15 protein-coding genes are annotated in these 18,997 nt (G+C 38.7%); all 15 read right to left on the bottom strand.

What is annotated here, in order from left to right; all coding sequences use genetic code 11:
- Positions 1-143 precede the first annotated feature (143 nt).
- Positions 144-1,661, bottom strand: a complete 1,518-nt coding sequence (locus LC457_RS15360) for a TSUP family transporter (protein ID WP_223600670.1) — start codon at positions 1,659-1,661, stop codon at positions 144-146.
- Between the two features lie 5 nt (positions 1,662-1,666).
- Entirely contained in the window at positions 1,667-3,001 is a 1,335-nt protein-coding gene (locus tag LC457_RS15355; RefSeq protein WP_223600987.1) for a TonB-dependent receptor domain-containing protein, read from the bottom strand.
- Between the two features lie 135 nt (positions 3,002-3,136).
- The gene (locus LC457_RS15350; protein WP_223600669.1) at positions 3,137-4,543 is read right to left on the bottom strand and encodes a TonB-dependent receptor; all 1,407 of its coding nucleotides are present in this window, start codon (positions 4,541-4,543) and stop codon (positions 3,137-3,139) included.
- 367 nt (positions 4,544-4,910) lie between these two features.
- Positions 4,911-6,587 (bottom strand): NADPH-dependent assimilatory sulfite reductase hemoprotein subunit, encoded by a 1,677-nt coding sequence (locus tag LC457_RS15345; RefSeq protein WP_223600668.1) that lies wholly within the window; start codon positions 6,585-6,587, stop codon positions 4,911-4,913.
- A 42-nt stretch (positions 6,588-6,629) separates the two neighbouring features.
- Complete coding sequence (locus LC457_RS15340) at positions 6,630-8,342, bottom strand: sulfite reductase flavoprotein subunit alpha (protein WP_223600667.1); 1,713 nt, start codon at positions 8,340-8,342, stop codon at positions 6,630-6,632.
- Positions 8,332-9,177 carry a uroporphyrinogen-III C-methyltransferase gene (gene cobA, locus LC457_RS15335; RefSeq protein WP_223600666.1) on the bottom strand — a complete coding sequence of 282 codons (846 nt, stop codon included), beginning with the start codon at positions 9,175-9,177 and terminating at the stop codon, positions 8,332-8,334. The genes LC457_RS15340 and cobA overlap by 11 nt, the downstream gene beginning before the upstream one ends.
- A 23-nt stretch (positions 9,178-9,200) precedes the next feature.
- Positions 9,201-10,112 carry a cysteine synthase A gene (gene cysK / locus LC457_RS15330; protein WP_223600665.1) on the bottom strand — a complete coding sequence of 304 codons (912 nt, stop codon included), beginning with the start codon at positions 10,110-10,112 and terminating at the stop codon, positions 9,201-9,203.
- Between the two features lie 22 nt (positions 10,113-10,134).
- A complete protein-coding gene (epsC, locus tag LC457_RS15325) occupies positions 10,135-10,965 on the bottom strand; it encodes a serine O-acetyltransferase EpsC (RefSeq protein WP_223600664.1) in 831 nt (276 codons plus the stop codon).
- 4 nt (positions 10,966-10,969) lie between these two features.
- Complete coding sequence (locus LC457_RS15320) at positions 10,970-12,208, bottom strand: sulfate adenylyltransferase subunit 1 (RefSeq protein WP_223600663.1); 1,239 nt, start codon at positions 12,206-12,208, stop codon at positions 10,970-10,972.
- Between the two features lie 86 nt (positions 12,209-12,294).
- A complete protein-coding gene (gene cysD / locus LC457_RS15315) occupies positions 12,295-13,203 on the bottom strand; it encodes a sulfate adenylyltransferase subunit CysD (RefSeq protein WP_223600662.1) in 909 nt (302 codons plus the stop codon).
- Positions 13,204-13,214: 11 nt separating this feature from the next.
- Positions 13,215-13,928, bottom strand: coding sequence for a phosphoadenylyl-sulfate reductase (locus LC457_RS15310; RefSeq protein WP_223600661.1), 714 nt, complete (start codon positions 13,926-13,928; stop codon positions 13,215-13,217).
- Between the two features lie 82 nt (positions 13,929-14,010).
- Positions 14,011-14,427 carry an Rrf2 family transcriptional regulator gene (locus LC457_RS15305; protein ID WP_223600660.1) on the bottom strand — a complete coding sequence of 139 codons (417 nt, stop codon included), beginning with the start codon at positions 14,425-14,427 and terminating at the stop codon, positions 14,011-14,013.
- A 326-nt stretch (positions 14,428-14,753) separates the two neighbouring features.
- The gene (locus LC457_RS15300; RefSeq protein ID WP_223600659.1) at positions 14,754-15,245 is read right to left on the bottom strand and encodes a GNAT family N-acetyltransferase; all 492 of its coding nucleotides are present in this window, start codon (positions 15,243-15,245) and stop codon (positions 14,754-14,756) included.
- Between the two features lie 255 nt (positions 15,246-15,500).
- Positions 15,501-17,648 (bottom strand): zinc-dependent metalloprotease, encoded by a 2,148-nt coding sequence (locus tag LC457_RS15295; RefSeq protein ID WP_223600658.1) that lies wholly within the window; start codon positions 17,646-17,648, stop codon positions 15,501-15,503.
- Between the two features lie 80 nt (positions 17,649-17,728).
- Complete coding sequence (locus LC457_RS15290) at positions 17,729-18,994, bottom strand: FAD-binding oxidoreductase (RefSeq protein ID WP_223600657.1); 1,266 nt, start codon at positions 18,992-18,994, stop codon at positions 17,729-17,731.
- Between the last annotated feature and the right edge of the window lie 3 nt (positions 18,995-18,997).

The following is an 18,997-nucleotide window of genomic DNA, read 5'->3' as shown; positions in this document are numbered from 1 at the left end:
AAAAATAAAAAAACGCAAAGTTTTAATGGTTTCAGATTTTTACTAAAAATGAGTAATGATAATGTCAATACACTGCATCATTAATTTCCCCCCCTGATGCCTCAAAATAAAGTAAAACATTAAAATCTCTGCGTTTAATTTTTTTATGACAAAAAAGACTTTGTTATTGTAACAAGACTCATCAGAATAACCACAATTCCAACCACAACAAACATTTTCTTTGTTGGAAGTTTTGCAGTAAGCATCGCAGAAAACGGAGCTGTAAAAACACCACCCAGTAAAAGTCCCAAAACAATATTCCAGTGATGAATTTCAATAGTGAAAATAAATGTTATCGCACTTGTTACAGTCAATAGAAACTTGGCTACGGTAGAGCTTCCCACGACATAACGGGGAATCCTACCCTCTTTGATCAGCGTTCCGGTTACCAAAGGGCCCCATCCGCCTCCTGCAAATGAATCAATAAAACCTCCTGCCAATCCTAATATTCTGAGATTGGTTCTGCGTTTGGTTTTTGTTTGCCCTGATTTTTTATCTTTAAATGCATTTCTTAAGATATTAATCCCAAGGTATAATGTGTAGCAGGCAATAACAGGTTTTACAATATGAGCATAATGTTCCCCATAGTGAGACAGCGTCAATGCACCGATAACAGAACCTATAATAGCCAGCGGGAATAACACCCACACCATTTTCTTATTGACATTTCCCAGTTTGTAATGGCTGAAACTTCCTGCTGCTGTGGTAAACGATTCTGCAGAGTGGATGCTTGCGCTCACAACAGGAGGTGGAACATTCAGCAGTAAAAGAATGGTGGTACAAATCACCCCATAGCCCATTCCCATGGATCCGGCGACAATTTCCGCCATAAAACCAGCAAACAACATCCAGTAAAAAATATGTCCATCCTTATTCAGAAAATACTGGATATCACCTGCAAGACTAAACTGATACACTACAAGCCCAAATAATCCGAAAAGAAGCAAAACACCAATAATCGCAAGATAAATATTAGCTTTTCTCTGAGCTGTTTTGGTAATATTAATCAGTTTTTCAATTTCCATATCTGGTTTTGAAGAAGCTTTTCCATCGGACAGGTATTCTGTAGTGATTTTGTTGAGTTCTTTCACTTTATAATTGAAATCTCCCGTCAGTTTGTTTCGGATATGCTGCATATTATCCAACACATGATCCATTTCGTCAGGAATGACTTCGGTAAAGGTTTCCCTTAATCTCTTGGCAATGGTCGGAGATTTTCCGTTGGTAGAAATAGCAATTTTGAGGCTTCCTTTTTTGACAATGGAACCTAAATAAAAGTCACATAGATCAGGCTTGTCAGCAATATTCACCAATACATTTTTTTGCTGGGCTTTTTCTCTGATTTCTCCTGCCAGTTCAATATCATTTACTGCAATAATCGCAAGATCTGCATCATTAAAATCATAATCATCATAGCCTCTTTCATGCAGGGTTAGATTAGAAAATTCATGTTGCAGGGTTCTGACTTCAGGAATAATTTCTTTCGCCACCAGTTTGATGGAAGTATCCGGAGAGTTTCCAAGTACCGACTCCAGTTTTTCAAGGGCAACCTTGCCACCGCCGATGATCAGCAGTGACAGGTTTTCAAGTTTTAAAAATATGGGATATAATGAATTGCTCATCCTGATTACAGTTTTAAGTCATAAGTAAAAGCGAGATAATATAGTCCTCCGATTTCTGGGCCCGCTGCATACTGGAAATAACGGCGGTTAAGCAAATTGGTGGCTCCAATTTTAATATTTGCATGAATTTCAGGGAGTTTCCATGTTGCCTGTGCATCAATCGTATAATAAGCCGGAATTGATCCTGATGCTAAAGGACTTTCCCACATAAAACCGCTCTGCCATCTTGCCACAAGAGTAAACCCTATGTTTTTGACAATCTCTCTGTTTCCTACACTTACATTCACCATCCATTTTGGAGTGTTGAAAGCTGTGATAAACAGGTCTGAATTATTATTGGAAGCAAGATCATTATAGGAAACATTGGTGTTCACATTATAGTTTCCGGTAATATTATAACGGATTCCTAAAGAGGTCCCATAGCTTTTGTAAGTGCTGTTACTATTGGTATAAACTCTGTATCTGTCCTGCTTACTTCTGTCGAGCATTGCAAGTACGGCTGCATTGCTTCCCACCTGGCTGTTTTTTGGAACGGCCACTTCTACCTGCCCCAGGAATCCTTCGTAAATATTGTAATAGAAATCCCAGTCCAGCACCAGTTTATTATTGAAAAACACAGACTTATATCCTACTTCAAATGAGTTGATTTTTTCCGGCTGCAGTTTTTGTAAGTTGGCTACTGTTAGAAGCTGTTTATTATCCTGAGCAGCCTGGCTTTGGGTTTTTCCTGCATCTATATCTGCGTTTACCGCTGAGGTGAACCGGTCAATAGAAGCCAGTGTATAGGAGTTTTCCAGATAGCCTAATCCGTCATTTACTTTTGAAAGACCTCCTACTCTTCTTACATTCCCGTTATTCACGAAAGAAAGTGCTTCAAATAACGAAGGGAAACGATATCCGTTTTGAAAAGACGCCCTGAAGTTATGCTCTTTAACAGGAGAATACACCACACTAATTCTTGGATTCAGCTTTGCTTCAAACTCCGGGTTTCTGTCGATACGTAATGCGGCATTGATTTTTAATTTATCATCAAAGAAAAGCTTGGTAATCTGTGCAAAAGCTCCATATTTCTGATAGATAACATCTTTCCCGAATGTACCGTTGGCTAAAGGAATATTTCTTTCACTCACAGGACGGTTGAAATCAACAAAGTTATTTCCATCCGGAGTAATACTGTAGAGGCGATAATCTACACCAGCCAGAAGGCTGAAAATTTTCACAAATCTGCTGAAGTCATAGGTAAGTTCACCCTGATAAAACCTGGATTTCTGTTCAAGCTTTGCCCCTCCTGTTGCCGGAGCTCCTGCAACTCCTGCATTGGCTGAATCCCAGTTATTGATTCCGATAATGGTATTTTTTAACTGTTCAAAGGCTGCGGTTCCGGGGACTGCCCTGTTTTTATCGGCTTCCTGACGGGCGAGAATAAATGCATCATTAAGATTTACTCCTCCATTTAAATTGTTCTGAAGAGCAGTCTAAAATATATTTTTCCATTTGGTATTGGAAAGATTCGTAAGATCCAGATTGTCTGCCAAAGGCTTCAGGTTATAAGAATCTCCTGTATTTTCAATAGATACATAAGCTCTGAAGGTTAATTCTCTTCCTGTCAGTTCTACTTTATGGTTCTGAACCGTAGCGTTCTGCAAGCGGATTTTATTTCCTCTCTGGAAAGTTCCATCCAGCAAGCCATATCGATAAACGTAAGAAGTTCTCCACTGGTCTCCGAAACGGTAATATAATCCTGCATCGAATTTGATATTCTTCACATCAGGACTCACAAGATCCTTCTCAAGATATCCTGTTCTGGAAACGTTGAATGTAGTAGGTTTACCGTTGTAATCCACTTTTACGGCAACACGGTTGTTTCTTTCATCCCCGTATTTATTCCAAAGGTCTTCAGCCGGATTATTGGCCAGCGAAAAATTAGGATTGGCTGTTACCGATGAACCGGAATTCTGATCGTTAAGATTGTTGGAAATCCAGTCTGTTCCGCTGAAATACGAAGCATTCACCTTTACTGCAAAGTTTTTATTGAACACTTTTGCAAAGCGGATGGCACTTTCTCCCAGAGAACTTATTTTATGATTGACATTGTCCACATGATTCACTCCGCCACGGAAATAAACACTTATTCCTTCAGAAGTAAACGGATCTTTCGTCTGTAAACTTGCCAGTCCGTTAATGGCATTCATTCCGTACAGTGCTGAAGCGGCTCCCGGGGTTACTTCCATCGACTGGATATCCAGTTCCGTAGGCCCTATTGCGTTTCCCAAAGGAACTCCCAGCGTTGCAGACTGTACATCTACACCATCTACCAACTGCATAAAACGAAAATTATTAGGCGAGTTAAATCCTCTTGAATTAGGAATTTTTAAGGTAAGACTGGAGGTTAAAAGCTGTAACCCTTTTACGTTTTCCAGCGTTTCATAAAATGATGCTGCCGGACTTTCCCTGATCGTTTTGATATCAATTTTTTCAATCGCAATCGGAGATCTTAATATTTTTTCCGGAACTCTGGAAGCTGAAATCACGACATCATCAATGATGGTATTCTGAGGGTTCAGCCCTATTGTTATTTTGTTGGAAGGAGAAAGAATTTCAACCGTCTGACTGGAGAAACCATCTTTCTGAATAACCACTCTGAACGGTATAGTAACTCTTGTTCTGATTTTAAAATTCCCCAGTTGATCCGTTAATGCAGTGTCCTGTGTATTTTCGATCTGTACTTTTACAGAATCGAGACCTTTGTGTGTTCCTGTATTTTTGATGCTTCCGCTAAGCTCTATAAGCTGCTGCTGTGCTTCTGCAAGGTTAAAAAATAGAAATGTAAATGCTATAATACCTGCTTTAGGTAGAAAATTTCCCTGCTTTTTGTTTTTCATTTTTTCTTCATTTTTTAGATTGAGAATGAAGCTGTCTGAATTTTTTTACCTTTAATGATGAAAATTTTCAATATCGTTTTATGTTACAATTGAAGGGCTTAGAATTCCCCTCCTCTGGAGGGGTGGCAAAAATTCAATGAATTTTTGACGGGGTGGTTTATGCCGTTAATATAATGCTGAAATTGCTTTGCCTTATGTTCGCAATGACAGGATGTCGTATTAACTTTTCCTCATAGTTCAAAAAGTTGAAACAGCTTTGTATATATTGTTATTTGAGAATCAACAACACATACACATTCGTCTGCCTAAAAGAAGAGGTTGATTGTTTTTGTTTTTTTTCAGATCATAATGAAAATTAGCCATATAATTAATTTAAGGTGTGTAAGTAACGGTATGAAAAATCACCAAATGTTTCCTCTGTAAGTCTTTTCTGTACATAAATTCCGAAAAGTTCATCCAGTGTGGTCAGAATTTCTTCTTCACCAATATTTTCTTTAAATTTTGTATTCAGTCGCATTCCCAGGCGGTCTCCTCCGATGTGGAGATTATATTTTCCATAGGCTGTTCCCACAAATCCGATTTCAGCATTGGGAGATCTTCCGCAGCCATTTGGGCAGCCGGTCATACGGATCGTGATATCTTCTTCCAAAAGGCCATATTTTTCAAGAATAGGTTCTATTTTTGTGACCAGAGAAGGCAGATAACGCTGAGCTTCTGCTAAAGCGAGTGAACAGGTGTTTAAAGCTACGCAGGCAACAGAATTTTTACGTAAGGCACTTGCACCGTTTGTATAATTAAAGATTCCGTATTCTTTTAAAATATCTTCAATTTCAATCTTATCTTTTTCATCAATATCAGCCAGAATAAGGTTCTGGTTGCAGGTAAAACGGAAATTAGCTTTTCCCGTTTGTGCGATTTTTAATAATCCTGATTTTAAAGGATATTCAGCTGTATTAAGGATTCTTCCGTGCTCTACAAATACAGTGTAAAACCATTTTCCTTCATGATTCTGAATCCAGCCATAACGGTCTTTTCTCTGTTCAAACTTAAATTCGCGGGCCGGTTCGAAACTGAATCCTGTTCTTTTTTCTACTTCAGCTCTGTATTGGTCAATACCCAATTTATCAATGGTATATTTTAACCTTGATAATTTTCGGTCACTTCTGTTTCCAAAGTCTCTTTGAACCGTGATGATTTCGTAGACGGCCTTCAATACTTTTTCTTCGGTATCTACAAATCCAAGGATGGATGCAAGACGGGCATAAGTGGCTTCATTTCCGTGAGTAGCTCCTAGTCCACCTCCGGCAGCAATATTGTAACCCACAATTTTATTATTCTCAATAATTGCGATCAGTGCAATATCATTGATAAATACATCTACATCATTATTGGGCGGAACAGCAATTCCTATTTTCAGTTTTCTTGGAAGATATCTGTCCTGATATAATGGATCTTCTTCTGCTTTACGATCAACCAAAAGTTCGTCATCAATCCAGATATCGTAGTAAGATTTGGTTTTTGGAAGACACATTTCACTGATTTTCCCTGCCAGTTCGTAAGCTTCCTGCTGTAAAGGGGATTCTGAAGGATTGGCTGTACAGGTTACATTTCTGTTGACGTCCCCACAAGCTGCAATAGAATCCAGATGCTGCAGATTGAAACTCTGAATGGTAGGTCTTAAATGAGATTTTAAAATACCATGCAGTTGAATGGTTTGTCTTGTCGTTACTTTGATGGTTCCTGTTGAGTGATCTTCGGCCGTTTCATTCAATCCTACCCATTGTTCCGGAGTTAAAAAGCCGCCGGGAAGCCTTAATCTGATCATGTAGGAATATAGCCATTCCAGTTTTTTGGAGACACGCTCTTCCCTTCGGTCTCTGTCGTCCTGCTGGTACATTCCATGGAATTTGATCAAAGTTTGGTCATCTTCCCGGATAGCTCCGGTAAATTGATCAGCAAGGCTCTCTTTTAAAGATCCTCTGAGCCCGTTACTGCTGGTTTTAATCCTTTCTACCGGTGAAAGGTTTTCTTTATCATTGTTCATAACTATTTCCTTTAATTTTTTACGAATACTTCTTTACTTCGTTTAATAAACATCTTTGGCATATCTGCCGTCAAGCTCCATTTCTTCCAGATAGTTTACAGCATCTTCTTTGCTGCGTTTTCCTTCATTCTGAATAATGGTCAGAAGTGTTTGTTCCACATCACGGGCCATCGGTTCTTTAGCGCCACATACGTATACTGACGCGCCCCCTTCCAACCAGTAAAATATTTCCTGAGATTTTTGCTCCAGCCTGTGCTGAACATATACTTTTTCATTTGTATCCCTGGAAAAAGCAAGGTCTAAATGCGTTAAGCTGCCTGTTTTAAGGAAATCCTGAAGTTCAGCCTGGTAAAGAAAATCTGAAACAAAATTCCTGTCTCCGAAAAACAGCCAGTTTCTTCCTTCTGCACCCGTTGCATCACGTTCCCAAAGGAAAGACCTGAAAGGTGCAATACCCGTTCCCGGTCCTATCATGATAATATCTTTATCGGCTTCCGGCAGTTTGAAGTGTCCTGCATCCTGAATATAAAATTCCACCTCTTCTCCTTCTTTGAATTCACTTAGAAAACCACTGCATAACCCGTTGTGTTTCTGATGATCAATAAAGAATTCTGATCTCGCAACCGTAATATGAATTTCCGTGTCACCATGAGCTTCCAGCGACGAAGAAATTGAGTACAGGCGGGGTGCCTGAGCAGTTACTATCTGTAGGATTTCTTCAAATTCATCTGCATTTTTTACGGGATAAATTCTGAGGAGATCAAGAAGGCTGAGTCTCACTTCCGGGATGGAATGTCCCGTTATTTTTGCATATTGAGCAACAACAGATTTGAGTAAATAACTGATGTTAAGATGCTTGTACAGCAGTTCTTCAACAGAAGCTGTAACCTTTGATGTTTCTATTTGTTTTTGAGGATCAATTCCTGTCAGCGTAATAATTTCATCCACGACAGATTTTGAATTGAACGGAATAACTCCCAAAGCTGCTCCTGGTTGATAGACAAGTGCTTCTTCAGTTTCAATTTCAATATGATACGTTTCTTTTTCAGAAGTAATATCGTTCAGATTAATGATAGCCGAAACTTTCCCCTGATATTTCTTTCTACCGGAAGTAATCTTTGATGCTGCAACATTTTTTGTACTCTGACCAGCATTTTTATGAACGGTGTCGAATACATGCTCTACCCAATGGGAAGCTTCCTGCTCGTAATCAATATCACATTTCTTTATTGGAATAATGCGTTGAGCGCCTAATATTTCAAAACGTGAATCTACATCTTCTCCGGTTTGGCAGAACAGAGGATAACTGCTGTCTCCCAAGGCCAGTACTCCATATTTCAGTCCGCTGAGATTGATTTCATTTTCATGAATATAATCGTAGAATTTTTTGGCAAGAGCTGGTGGTTCTCCTTCTCCCTGTGTACTGATGACTACGAAAAAGAATTCTTCTTTAGCCAGATCTTTAGGTTTGTATTGCGAAAGATCAGCAAGTTTAACCTGAAGTCCTTTTTTCTTCACGATACCTGCCAATGCTGTAGCCAGTTTTTTGCTGTTTCCGGTTTCTGTTCCGTAAGCCAGAGTTATCTTTTTTACAGCATTTTGAGTGCTGTTATTGAGTTGCTGTGGCGGTAGTACGGCGGTCAGTGAAGTTCCTCCGGCAATGCCTGCAAGATATCCGCTTGCCCAGATGGCTTCATCTCTGGAGAGGTCTCCGGAGATTTGTTTTAATACATTTAATTTTGTTTCAGACAGCATATTCAAAGAAATTTTGAGTTGTAGGGATTAGACTTCCGTTTTCCACTGATTTGAAGTAAAGACCTTCCTGTTCTGCATTTTTAAGCCATGAAAACTCTTCATGCAGATTGACAATCTTGCCAACTACAACCAAAGAAGGTGATGCAAAGACTTTGTCTCCGAATTTTTCGTTAAAATCATCAAAAGATGACGTGTACACCTTTTGATAAGGCGTTGTGGCCTGTTCAATGACTGCAATTTTTTTATCACTAGAAATCCCTAGCTGTATAAGCTTTTCTACAAGAGGAGTAAGATTTCCTTTGGACATGTAGAAAACAAGAGTATCATTAGTAAAAGCAAGTTCTTTCCAGTATTCTTCAGTTACAATTTCTGATTTATAATAGGTCAGAAAACGAACGGATGTAGAATATCCTCTTGCTGTTAAAGGCATCCCTGCAAAAGCTGCTGCTCCTAAAGCTGCTGTAATTCCCGGGATGATCTCGTAAGGAATATGATTTTGTTTTAAAGCCTGCAGTTCATCCAGAATATTGGAGAATATGGAAACATCTCCTCCTTTCAGCCTTACAATAGTTTTGTTCTGACGAGCATATTCCACCATTAAAGTATTGATATGAGACTGAGGGGTGGAAGCATTTTTGCTGCATTCTTTCCCTACATAGATGATTTCTGTATTTTCATTGACGTATGTTTCCAGAATCTCAGGACTTACAAGGCGGTCACATAAAATGACGTCTGCTTCTGCGATCGCTTTTACTGCTTTTACAGTGATCAGTTCAGGGTTGCCGGGCCCTGCACCGATAAGGTAAACCTTTGGTGATTTTATATTTGTTTTCATTGAAGTAGATGTTAATTAAGGATTTAGAAGAGTCCTTCCACAGACAGATACCTTTCTCCGGTATCGTAATTAATCGTCAGGATTTTAGCGTTAGATGGTATTTCAGGCAACTGTTTTGCGATGGCTGCTAAAGCGGCTCCGGTGGAAACTCCCACAAAAAGGCCTTCTTTTTTAGCGGCATTGAGGGCGTACTCATAAGCTTCTTCCTTTCCTACGGTAATCACTCCGTCTAAAAGGGTAATATCCAGAATGGAAGGAACAAATCCAGCTCCTAGTCCCTGTAGTGGGTGTGGTGCCGGGCTTCCTCCGCTTAAAACAGGAGACAATTCCGGCTCTACAGCGAATACTTTTACGTTAGGATATTTTTCTTTGACGGTTTTTGCAATTCCTGTGATGTGTCCTCCGGTTCCTACTCCGGTGATGATGTAGTCCAGTCCGTCCGGGAAGTCTTTTAAAATTTCCTGAGCAGTAGTCTCAACATGGACTTTTACGTTGGCAGGGTTATCAAACTGTCTTGGAATCCATGAATTAGGAGTGTCCTGAGCCAATTCATTAGCTTTCTCGATAGCGCCTTTCATTCCTTTTTCTCTTGGGGTAAGTACAAATTCGGCACCGTAAGCTTCCATAATTTTACGGCGTTCTATACTCATGCTTTCCGGCATGACAAGAATGAGTTTGTATCCTTTTACAGCTGCTACCAGAGCCAGACCTATTCCTGTATTTCCGCTGGTAGGTTCTATGATGGTACTGTCTTTATTTAGTAATCCTTTTGCTTCTGCATCTTCAATCATCGCCAGTCCGATTCTGTCTTTAATGCTTCCGCCAGGGTTGCTTTTTTCAAGTTTAATCCAGATTTCGTGATCTGAATTGAATAATTTATTAATTTTTACGACGGGAGTATTTCCAATCGTTTCTAATGCGTTCTGAAATCTCATATCAATTTATTTTTTTGTTTTTTTAAATCACAAAGGTTAATGATTCGGGTAATGAAGTATTATCCTTTATTTTTATTTCACTTTTGTGGTAAACCAGCGAATTGGCAGGAACATCCTGTGTTATCCAGACATTTCCTCCGATAATGCTTTCTCTGCCTATGGTAGTTTCGCCTCCCAAAATAGTTGCTCCAGAATAGATAATCACATCATCTTCAATATTGGGATGCCTTTTCTGGTGAGCTTTTTCTTTGGAAACATTCAAGGCTCCGAGGGTAACTCCCTGATAGATTTTGACATTATTTCCAATGACTGTTGTTTCCCCGATCACAATTCCTGTCCCATGGTCAATAAAAAAAGACTTTCCGATGGTAGCTCCCGGGTGAATATCAATTCCTGTCTTGCTGTGAGCATACTCTGAAATGACACGCGGTAATATTTTCACTTTCTGACTCCACAACTGGTGTGAAATACGATAGACATAAGTGGCAAAAAAGCCGGGATATGCCAGATAGACTTCTTCCAGAGAATCGGCGGCAGGATCAAATTCTACAATAGATTTTGCATCCAGTACCAACTGATCATAAAGGTCAGGCAGAGATTCAAAAAACTGATTCACTTGTTTCTCAGTACTGTCCTGATCACCTGTTACGGTATTGATCTGTTCTGAAAGAGTTTCCCGCAGTGCTCCAAAATTTCTTTTCAGCTGATCTTCAGTGTTGTCATTCTGGGGAAGGAAAAGTGTTTCATACAAATCCTTAACCCATCTTTTAGTCTTTATCTTATCAAAGAATCCATGATTACTATTTTGTTTGGTCTGATGAATTCTTTCTATTAAGTGATCGGAAATTGCCATTTTTCTATTGAATTATACAGGCTGCTACCGTTGAATTGGACGTTTCATCCACCAAAATGGCAGAGCCCGTTGTTTTATTATTGGTAAAGCTGTCATAGACCAAAGGCTGTGCCGTTCGCAGGGTAACTTTTACAATTTCATTCAGTTTAATTTCGCTGTCTGCCTGTTCATGGGTCAGGGTGTTAACATTGATCTTGTAATCTATCTCTTTAACAATTGCTTTCACAAGTCTGCTGTTCTGCTGCAGAAGGTATTTATTCCCCGGTTGTAAAGGTTTCTGATCAAGCCAGCATAAGAGAACTTCCAGATCTTTTTCAACGGACGGAATCTGTTCTTCCGTGACAAAAATATCTCCTCTGCTGACATCTAAATCATGAGCAAGATGGATCACTGCAGGCTGCCCTTCAAAAGCTTCCTCTTTTTCAATACCATTGATCTCAATTTTAGTAATTTCAGTGGTCAGATCTGCCGGAAGAATATGGATTTTGTCTCCTTTTGTGAATTTTCCACTTAATATTTGTCCGGCGTATCCTCTGTAATCATGCAGTTCTTCGGTCTGAGGGCGAATTACATACTGAACCTGAAAACGGCTTCCGTTGTTTTTTTCTTCATTCAGGGTTACTTCTTCAAGATATTTAAGAAGTGAATTTCCTTTGTACCAGTCTGTTCTGGCAGATGTTGAAACGATATTATCTCCTTTCAATGCAGAGATCGGAAAATAAGTGACATCGTTTAATCCAAGATTTTCTGCAATTTTTGAGTATTCTGATTTGATAGATTCAAAAACTTCTTCCGAATAATCCACCATATCCATTTTATTAATGGCTACAGCGACTTTCTTTAATTGTAATAAAGAAGCGATGATGGAATGTCTTCTGGTTTGTTCAATCACGCCTTTTCTTGCGTCGATAAGAATAACCATAAGGTCAGAGTTTGATGCTCCGGTGATCATATTACGCGTGTATTGTACGTGGCCTGGAGCATCAGCAATAATAAATTTTCTTTTTGCTGTTGAAAAATAACGGTAGGCAACATCAATGGTGATTCCCTGTTCCCTTTCTGCACGCAATCCATCTGTTAGAAGAGCCAGGTCTACTCCGTCTTCATTTTTATTTTTTGAATGTTTTTCAAGGACTTCCAACTGGTCCTGTAAAATACTTTTGCTATCGTAAAGCAGTCTGCCGATAAGGGTACTTTTGCCATCATCAACGCTTCCTGCTGTTATAAATCTTAATATATCCATACGATTTTAATTATAAATGATAAGTGATAAATGATAATTGATGAAATACTTTGTGTAATCATTGATTAATTATCTTTTATCATTGATTAAAAATAGCCTCCTTTTTTTCTGTCCTCCATAGCGGCTTCTGTTACCCTGTCGTCAATTCTTGTTTCGCCACGTTCTGAAATTCTGGTTGCTACAATTTCTTCAATGACGGCATCTATTGTGACCGCATTGGACTCTACTGCTGCGGTACAGGTCATATCTCCTACGGTACGGTAACGTATTTTTCTAGTGGTGACAATATCTTCAGGTTCTAAGAAAACATGTGAAGAATTGGCAAGCCACTGACCATTAAAGTCTACCACTTCCCTTTCATGCGAGAAATAAATAGAAGGAAGTTCAATTTTTTCTCTTCGGATATAATTCCAGATGTCCAGTTCTGTCCAGTTGCTGATAGGGAAAACTCTTACATTTTCTCCTTTGTGGATTTTTCCGTTAAAGATATTCCACAACTCAGGACGCTGAAGTTTAGGATCCCATTGTCCGAATTCATCACGAACTGAAAATATTCTTTCCTTGGCGCGGGCTTTTTCTTCATCTCTACGAGCTCCTCCGATACAGGCATCAAATTCAAATTCTTCAATCGTGTCAAGAAGAGTGTAAGTTTGCAGCCAGTTTCTGCTTGGAAATTTACCTTTAGCCTCGGTTAGTTTTTTACTTTTGATAGTATCTTCCACTTTTCTCACAGCAAGATTAACATCAAACTGCTTTACCAGCTGATCACGGAAATCCAACACCTCCGGAAAGTTGTGCCCGGTGTCCACATGAACAAACGTAAATGGGATTTTCCCGTGAAAAAATGCTTTTCTTGCCAGGTGAGCAAGCACAATACTGTCTTTTCCTCCACTGAATAATAATGCCGGACGTTCAAATTGACCTGCTACTTCTCTTAATATATAAATAGATTCGGCTTCTAACTGATCTAAATAGTTTAACTGCTGTATTGACATGTTTTTCTTTTTTATTGATGAATATGCAGACCGCATTCTTTTTTATTGGCATCTTCCCACCACCATCGGCCTGCCCTGAAATCTTCCCCTTCTTTGATCGCTCTGGTACATGGTTCACATCCTATGCTTACAAATCCTTTCTTGTGAAGGTGATTGTAGGGTAAATGATGTTTTTTTACATACTCTGTCACCTGTTCTGTCGTCCAGTGAAGGATGGGATGAAATTTTATGATCTTATTATCCTGATCCCATTCCAGCTGGGGCATATTCTTCCGGTTTGGGGAATGTTCGGATCTAAGACCGGTAATCCATACTTTATAACCTTCCAATGCTTTTTTTAATGGATGAACCTTACGGATGGTACAGCACGCTTTCCTCTTTTCAACAGACTGATAAAAAGAATCAGGCCCGTTTTCTGTTACAAATTCTCTGAGCTCTTCCATATCCGGATAATAGGCTTTGATGTTCTTTTTGAAGAAAGCTTTTGTGGAAGTCCAGGTTTCGTAGGTCTGCTCAAAAAGTCTTCCTGTATCTAGGGTAAAAATTTCAATATTTAAATCTTTTATCAGATGAGTGATCACCTGATCTTCGTAACTGAAGCTGGTTGAAAAGATCACTTTATCCGGAAATCTTTCAGCCAGTAATTGCAGTCCATTAGTTTGAAAAGAAGCTTCAGCAGCCTCTCTCAAAAGGTTTTCGTATTCATTTTTCAGACTGTTTTCCATTTTGAATTGAGATTTAAGTCCTGCAAATATATACAAAATTCTATAACTCCTATCAAAATAGTAGAATTTAAATAAAAAAATTTTATCCTTGAGTAATGAACTTAGTCAGAGTAGCCTCCATCATGCTTGTTCTTGTCTTTTCACGAACGATCATTAATTCTTTTCTGAGGTAACAGACTGCTTCATCCACACAATCATCACAGGCTTCATAAAAGTTTAAAGATACACATGGGGTTAATGCAATTGGCCCGTCAAAAATGCGGTAAATGTCTGCTAGTGAGACTTCATCGGGTGATTTCAGTAAATAGTACCCTCCTACTTTACCCTGTTTACTGTTGACAAGTTTGGCTCTTTTAAGTTCAAGAAGGATTTGTTCAAGAAATTTTTTGGGGATGTTCTCGTCTTGTGCAATAACAGAGGTTGGCAGAAAGCCCTGGTTATAATTCCTTGCTAATCTGACCATTGCTTTAAGCGCATATTTGCAACGTTTTGACATCATAATTTCTGCAAGTTATGATAAATATCTGATAAATGAAATGTTTTCTGTGGAAGGCTTTGATGTATTTCAACCAAAAAAGTCACAAAAGATTAAAAAAACATTTAAGTATATTTTAAGTGACAGGTAGGCTGTTGAGAAGTACACTGAAGCTTTAAAAATCAAAGATTTTTATGATTGCTTTGCACAACATATATACAATCATCTGTGTAGATCTGTGAAATCTGCAGTGAAAGATAACCACCCCGTCAAAAATTCTTTGAATTTTCGCCACCCCTCCAAAGGAGGGGAATTTGCAGGCCTCCGGTTCTAAGGATCAGATCTGTTTACTATTTCTGTAATATAAAGTAAGCCAGCTCCCTATCTTCCCGTTTTAGGTTTTCAATTCTCTTAAAGTTGTTGTTCAGAAGAACTTTCTGAGAACCTATATTATCAAGATCGGTTACAGCAACGATATCTTTCTGATGATTTAATGATAAACAATACTCAACAAGGGCTTTACAAACTTCAGTTCCAAGACCTTTTCCCCAATAATTATCACCCAAAGTATATCCTATTTCCAGCTGATCGGGATTATCAAGGAAGATTCTGGCCAGACACATTCCTACAAAATCGTTATTTTGAGTGTAGAATATTCCCCATCTGCTGAATGGTCCTTCTTTATAATCTGCCACTGCTTTGTCAAACATTTCCTTATATTCTTCAGGAGTTTTATAAGGCAGATAGCGGGTAACATTCTCATTTTCAAAAAGAGTGGAAAACAAAGGAAATTCTTTAGTTGTAAATTCACGGATGATGATGGTGTCGTTTTTATAATGCATTGGAATTGTAATTACAGAATAAAAGTACACAAATAAATGAAGAACTGCTCATAAATAGAATAAAAAATTGGGCTTACAATGAAGCCCAATCAACTGTATATGAATACTAAACTATTATTCATATTTCTGAGAAAAGTGTTTTGTTATTTAAAAAGTTTTAAACCAATCTGTAACTGCTTTGAAGTAATAATCAGGAGGTTGATGGTGTTGCAGACCACTGCCGCCAGAATATTGTCCATAGGTTACCGTTTGATCCTATTTTTTAATGAATTTTTGGGAAGATTTCCCTAAAGAAGTTTCAATATCAATTAAATAAGTTCCGCTTAGGAAGTGTTTAACATCAACCTTATCCCCCATAACTTTAGCATTCATTTTTCTTCCAAACATATCATAAACAGAAATTGACTTAATTTCCCCTTTTGTTTTAATATTTAATACATCAGAAACCGGATTTGGATAGATAGAAGTTTCTGAGTCTATTGTATCAACGTCTGCAGTGGATAATGATAATGCACAAGGGGTTGTAATACTGCCATTTGGTTGTGTATTGTATCCAAACGCAGTTACAGAATAACCTGAACCATTGGCCCCAACAGTCAGTTTGAAATAGCCGTTAATATTGTAGCCCTCGAATTGGTTTCTAAAACCAACATAAGCGGTTTGGCCAGACCAGTTAGTGTATGTAGGAGTGTACACGTCAAGTTGTCCGGGAGTACCAATTGGGTAACCTATATTATTTGCATTAGTTATAGTGGTGCAAGCCGGAATTAAACTGATATTTCGTGTTCCTGTTTGGCAAACTAATCCTTTCCAATAGGTTTCTAATTTTAATTGATTGGCTCCATAGTACCAGGCGCCATACCCGGCATCATCACTAAGCTCCGGGTTAATGATAAAATATTTCCAAGTTGCCCCTGAGTTGGTGGTTACTGTTGTTGGTGTTGGGTTGGCATAACTTTCCAGAGGAGTTCCTGTAACTATTTTATAAGGATCTTTGTAAGAAAAAGTTAATGCCAAAGCTGTCGTTGATCCTAATGAAGTTACGCCTCCTGTTATAGCCGAATTCAGGAACGTAATTGATGAATTCAGGACCTGACTTTTAGGATGACTGGTTGCCGCACCATTTATGCTAAGTGTAGCAGTAGTAGGGCTTATAACTGCTATAGATGCTGTTAGTCCTGCTGGTAATGAAGAAGTGAAATGTGTTCCTGAAGTAAGAGTTGTTCCATTGGGAACGGCAAATGTAGCTCCTTTTAGCGTAATCGTTGATGTAGGAGCAGATGCTACTGTTCCATCTAATGACACGGCTCCATTATTGTTTAAGTTCTCTGTAAATGTACTGTTGCTAAGGGTTAATCTAGGTGGAGTATTGGCAACTCCGGTTGCTGCTAAGTTGGCAGGCTGCCATAAATTCATTCGCGAAGGATGGTTTAATGCTGCCAGCATTCTGTTAACCTGTCCATTGGTAAACATTTTATAACAACCGGAAGAACCATTGTATCCCATATAGTTTTCAACGTTTACTTTTTGTCCAAGACAATTGTTTCCAGCTGAACATCCTAATCCGGAAGAAGTATTTTCTACAGGGGTGTCAGCAACTCCATCACCATCATTAGTAGGGTTTGCAGTTGAACATGGAACATTAAACGTGTGTTGAAGATTTAACCAATGGCCGAATTCGTGAGTAAATGTATCAGAAAACTCGTTTGAAGCCAGTGTTCCTGCAGCATTAAATATATAACGTCCGTTATAAACAACTCTGGCTGTATTTACTGAAGTCATGTATGAATCCGGATACCAGGCAACTCCTGATTGATATAAATCTTTATTAGCATATAGGTCATTTTGTATATACACATTCATATACTTTGTATTATCCCATGCATCTGTGCCAATTTCTGTATCATATCCACCTCCGTTGCCATATCCACCTTTGAATGGGTGAAATACCACTCCGCTTGTTGCTTTTCCGGTTGGATCAATTTTAGCTAATCGAAATTCAATACTTAATGCTGCTCTGATAGATTGGAAATCAGGATCCACAGTATTTGAATCCGTGTTAATTCCATTGAAATTTAAGTTGATTTGTTCCAGTAAGTCAACTACTTTTTGGTAATTTACTTTTACATTACTCTGAGATTCTCCATACACATGAAAAACCACAGGAATAATGTACGTTGGATTGTTGATCCTATTATTCAATGAATTTTTGTCTGAACCCATTTTCTTTACGAAATCTTGGGTGTATTTCTCAAAATTTTCATATTCAGCCTTAGATTTAGGGTGCAGTTCAAAATGTTTTTTCATCATTTCATCTGCTTTACACTCCCGAGGTCTGTTTTCTTGCGCAAAACCTATTATTGGAAATAGGGAAACAAGTACTAGTAATTTAAATTTTTTCATAAATTTTGGATTTGGTTGTTAATAAATTATTTGAATAATCAAATTGTTTTTGGCTTGATTTGTGTGTTATGTGGTGTTTTTTAACTAAATCTTTCAGGGTTGAATATCTTTATCTCAACCGTTGGCTTTTGGTCATTGGCAAGTTCTGACACTGTTTTTCCAAAAATGGGTCCTAAACTTAAACCCATCATACCGCCGCCGCCTGCGATAATCAGGTTTTTCAATTGGGAAGATTGTCCTAAATAAGGAAGTCCATCCGGAGCGCAGGGTCTGTAGCCGAACCAAATTTCAGATTCTTTGGGTTTTTCAATCTGAAAGTCAGGTAAATATTGAGGAATAGACCTGATGATCCCTTCTACCCTTTTCATGTTAATTTTATCATAATGGGAAGCCAGTTCCATCGTTCCACCGAAACGGATCTGCCTGTTCATAGGAGTGACAGCCACTCTTGCTTCCAGTAATAAAGCAGCATGATTTAGGGTATTGACCGGATTTTCAGGGGTATGCATGAAAGAATATCCTTTTCCGGGCATTAATTGAATTTTGATCCCTGCTTTCTGAGCCAGTTCAGGGAGAAATGAACCTCCGGTCATGACGAAACGGTCTGCTGTAAACTTTTTATCATTGGCAATTATGGTTTTAATCATATTTCCTGATTTTTCAAAGCCGGTTACTTTGTGATGAGTATGAAAAGTGACACCATTCTTTTTAAGATAAGAGATCATTTGCTCCATCAGTTTCATGGGATTCATATGACCGTCACATTTGTAATTGACTCCTCCGATAACATCCAATCGGGCATTGGGCTCGAGTTCCTGAATATCTTTTTTATCCAGAATATCAACGGGTAAACCCATCCTGGTTGCTTTGTGGGCAAGCTCTATCTCTTCTTCTGCAACTTTCTCTGTTTTATAGAGCATTAAAATACCATTCTGATTAAGATCAAAATCAAATTCATCCTTTGTGGCAATCTCGTTGTAGAGGATGCTGCTCGCCAGATTAAGGTCTCTGATGGCTGTTGCTGAGCGGTCCACATGCTTTTGGTTGGAGTGTTTTAAGAATTTTATCCCCCAGGAAAACAGGTCAGAATTCAATGAAGGCTTTACATAAAACGGACTTTTGCTATCAAACATCCAGCGGATTCCTTGTGCCACAACACCTGGTGCCGCTAACGGAGTAAAGTGGCTGGGTACAATCATTCCTGCATTGCCATAAGAACAATTGTTGGAAAGATCGTTCTGTTCCAGAATTTCTACACTCCAGCCTTTCTCTAAAAGGTAATAGGCGGAGCTTAAACCTGCTATTCCTGCACCAATAATGAGTGCTTTTCCTTTATTCTGTGTCATATG

It is taken from the genome of Chryseobacterium sp. GVT01B (genome assembly GCF_019970045.1).
GTDB lineage: Bacteria > Bacteroidota > Bacteroidia > Flavobacteriales > Weeksellaceae > Chryseobacterium.
Note: the sequence above shows the minus strand (reverse complement) of the source record. Positions and strands in the feature narration are given on the sequence as shown.

What these genes read in the sequence shown, in the direction of transcription:
- LC457_RS15345 (WP_223600668.1), bottom strand. Translation starts at nt 6,587, where the DNA reads ATGAACAATGATAAAGAAAACCTTTCACCGGTAGAAAGGATTAAAACC.
- LC457_RS15320 (WP_223600663.1), bottom strand. Translation starts at nt 12,208, where the DNA reads ATGGATATATTAAGATTTATAACAGCAGGAAGCGTTGATGATGGCAAA.
- LC457_RS15305 (WP_223600660.1), bottom strand. Translation starts at nt 14,427, where the DNA reads ATGATGTCAAAACGTTGCAAATATGCGCTTAAAGCAATGGTCAGATTA.
- LC457_RS15295 (WP_223600658.1), bottom strand. Translation starts at nt 17,648, where the DNA reads ATGAAAAAATTTAAATTACTAGTACTTGTTTCCCTATTTCCAATAATA.
- LC457_RS15310 (WP_223600661.1), bottom strand. Translation starts at nt 13,928, where the DNA reads ATGGAAAACAGTCTGAAAAATGAATACGAAAACCTTTTGAGAGAGGCT.
- LC457_RS15360 (WP_223600670.1), bottom strand. Translation starts at nt 1,661, where the DNA reads ATGAGCAATTCATTATATCCCATATTTTTAAAACTTGAAAACCTGTCA.
- LC457_RS15290 (WP_223600657.1), bottom strand. Translation starts at nt 18,994, where the DNA reads ATGACACAGAATAAAGGAAAAGCACTCATTATTGGTGCAGGAATAGCA.
- LC457_RS15350 (WP_223600669.1), bottom strand. Translation starts at nt 4,543, where the DNA reads ATGAAAAACAAAAAGCAGGGAAATTTTCTACCTAAAGCAGGTATTATA.
- cysD (WP_223600662.1), bottom strand. Translation starts at nt 13,203, where the DNA reads ATGTCAATACAGCAGTTAAACTATTTAGATCAGTTAGAAGCCGAATCT.
- epsC (WP_223600664.1), bottom strand. Translation starts at nt 10,965, where the DNA reads ATGGCAATTTCCGATCACTTAATAGAAAGAATTCATCAGACCAAACAA.
- LC457_RS15340 (WP_223600667.1), bottom strand. Translation starts at nt 8,342, where the DNA reads ATGCTGTCTGAAACAAAATTAAATGTATTAAAACAAATCTCCGGAGAC.
- cysK (WP_223600665.1), bottom strand. Translation starts at nt 10,112, where the DNA reads ATGAGATTTCAGAACGCATTAGAAACGATTGGAAATACTCCCGTCGTA.
- cobA (WP_223600666.1), bottom strand. Translation starts at nt 9,177, where the DNA reads ATGAAAACAAATATAAAATCACCAAAGGTTTACCTTATCGGTGCAGGG.
- LC457_RS15300 (WP_223600659.1), bottom strand. Translation starts at nt 15,245, where the DNA reads ATGCATTATAAAAACGACACCATCATCATCCGTGAATTTACAACTAAA.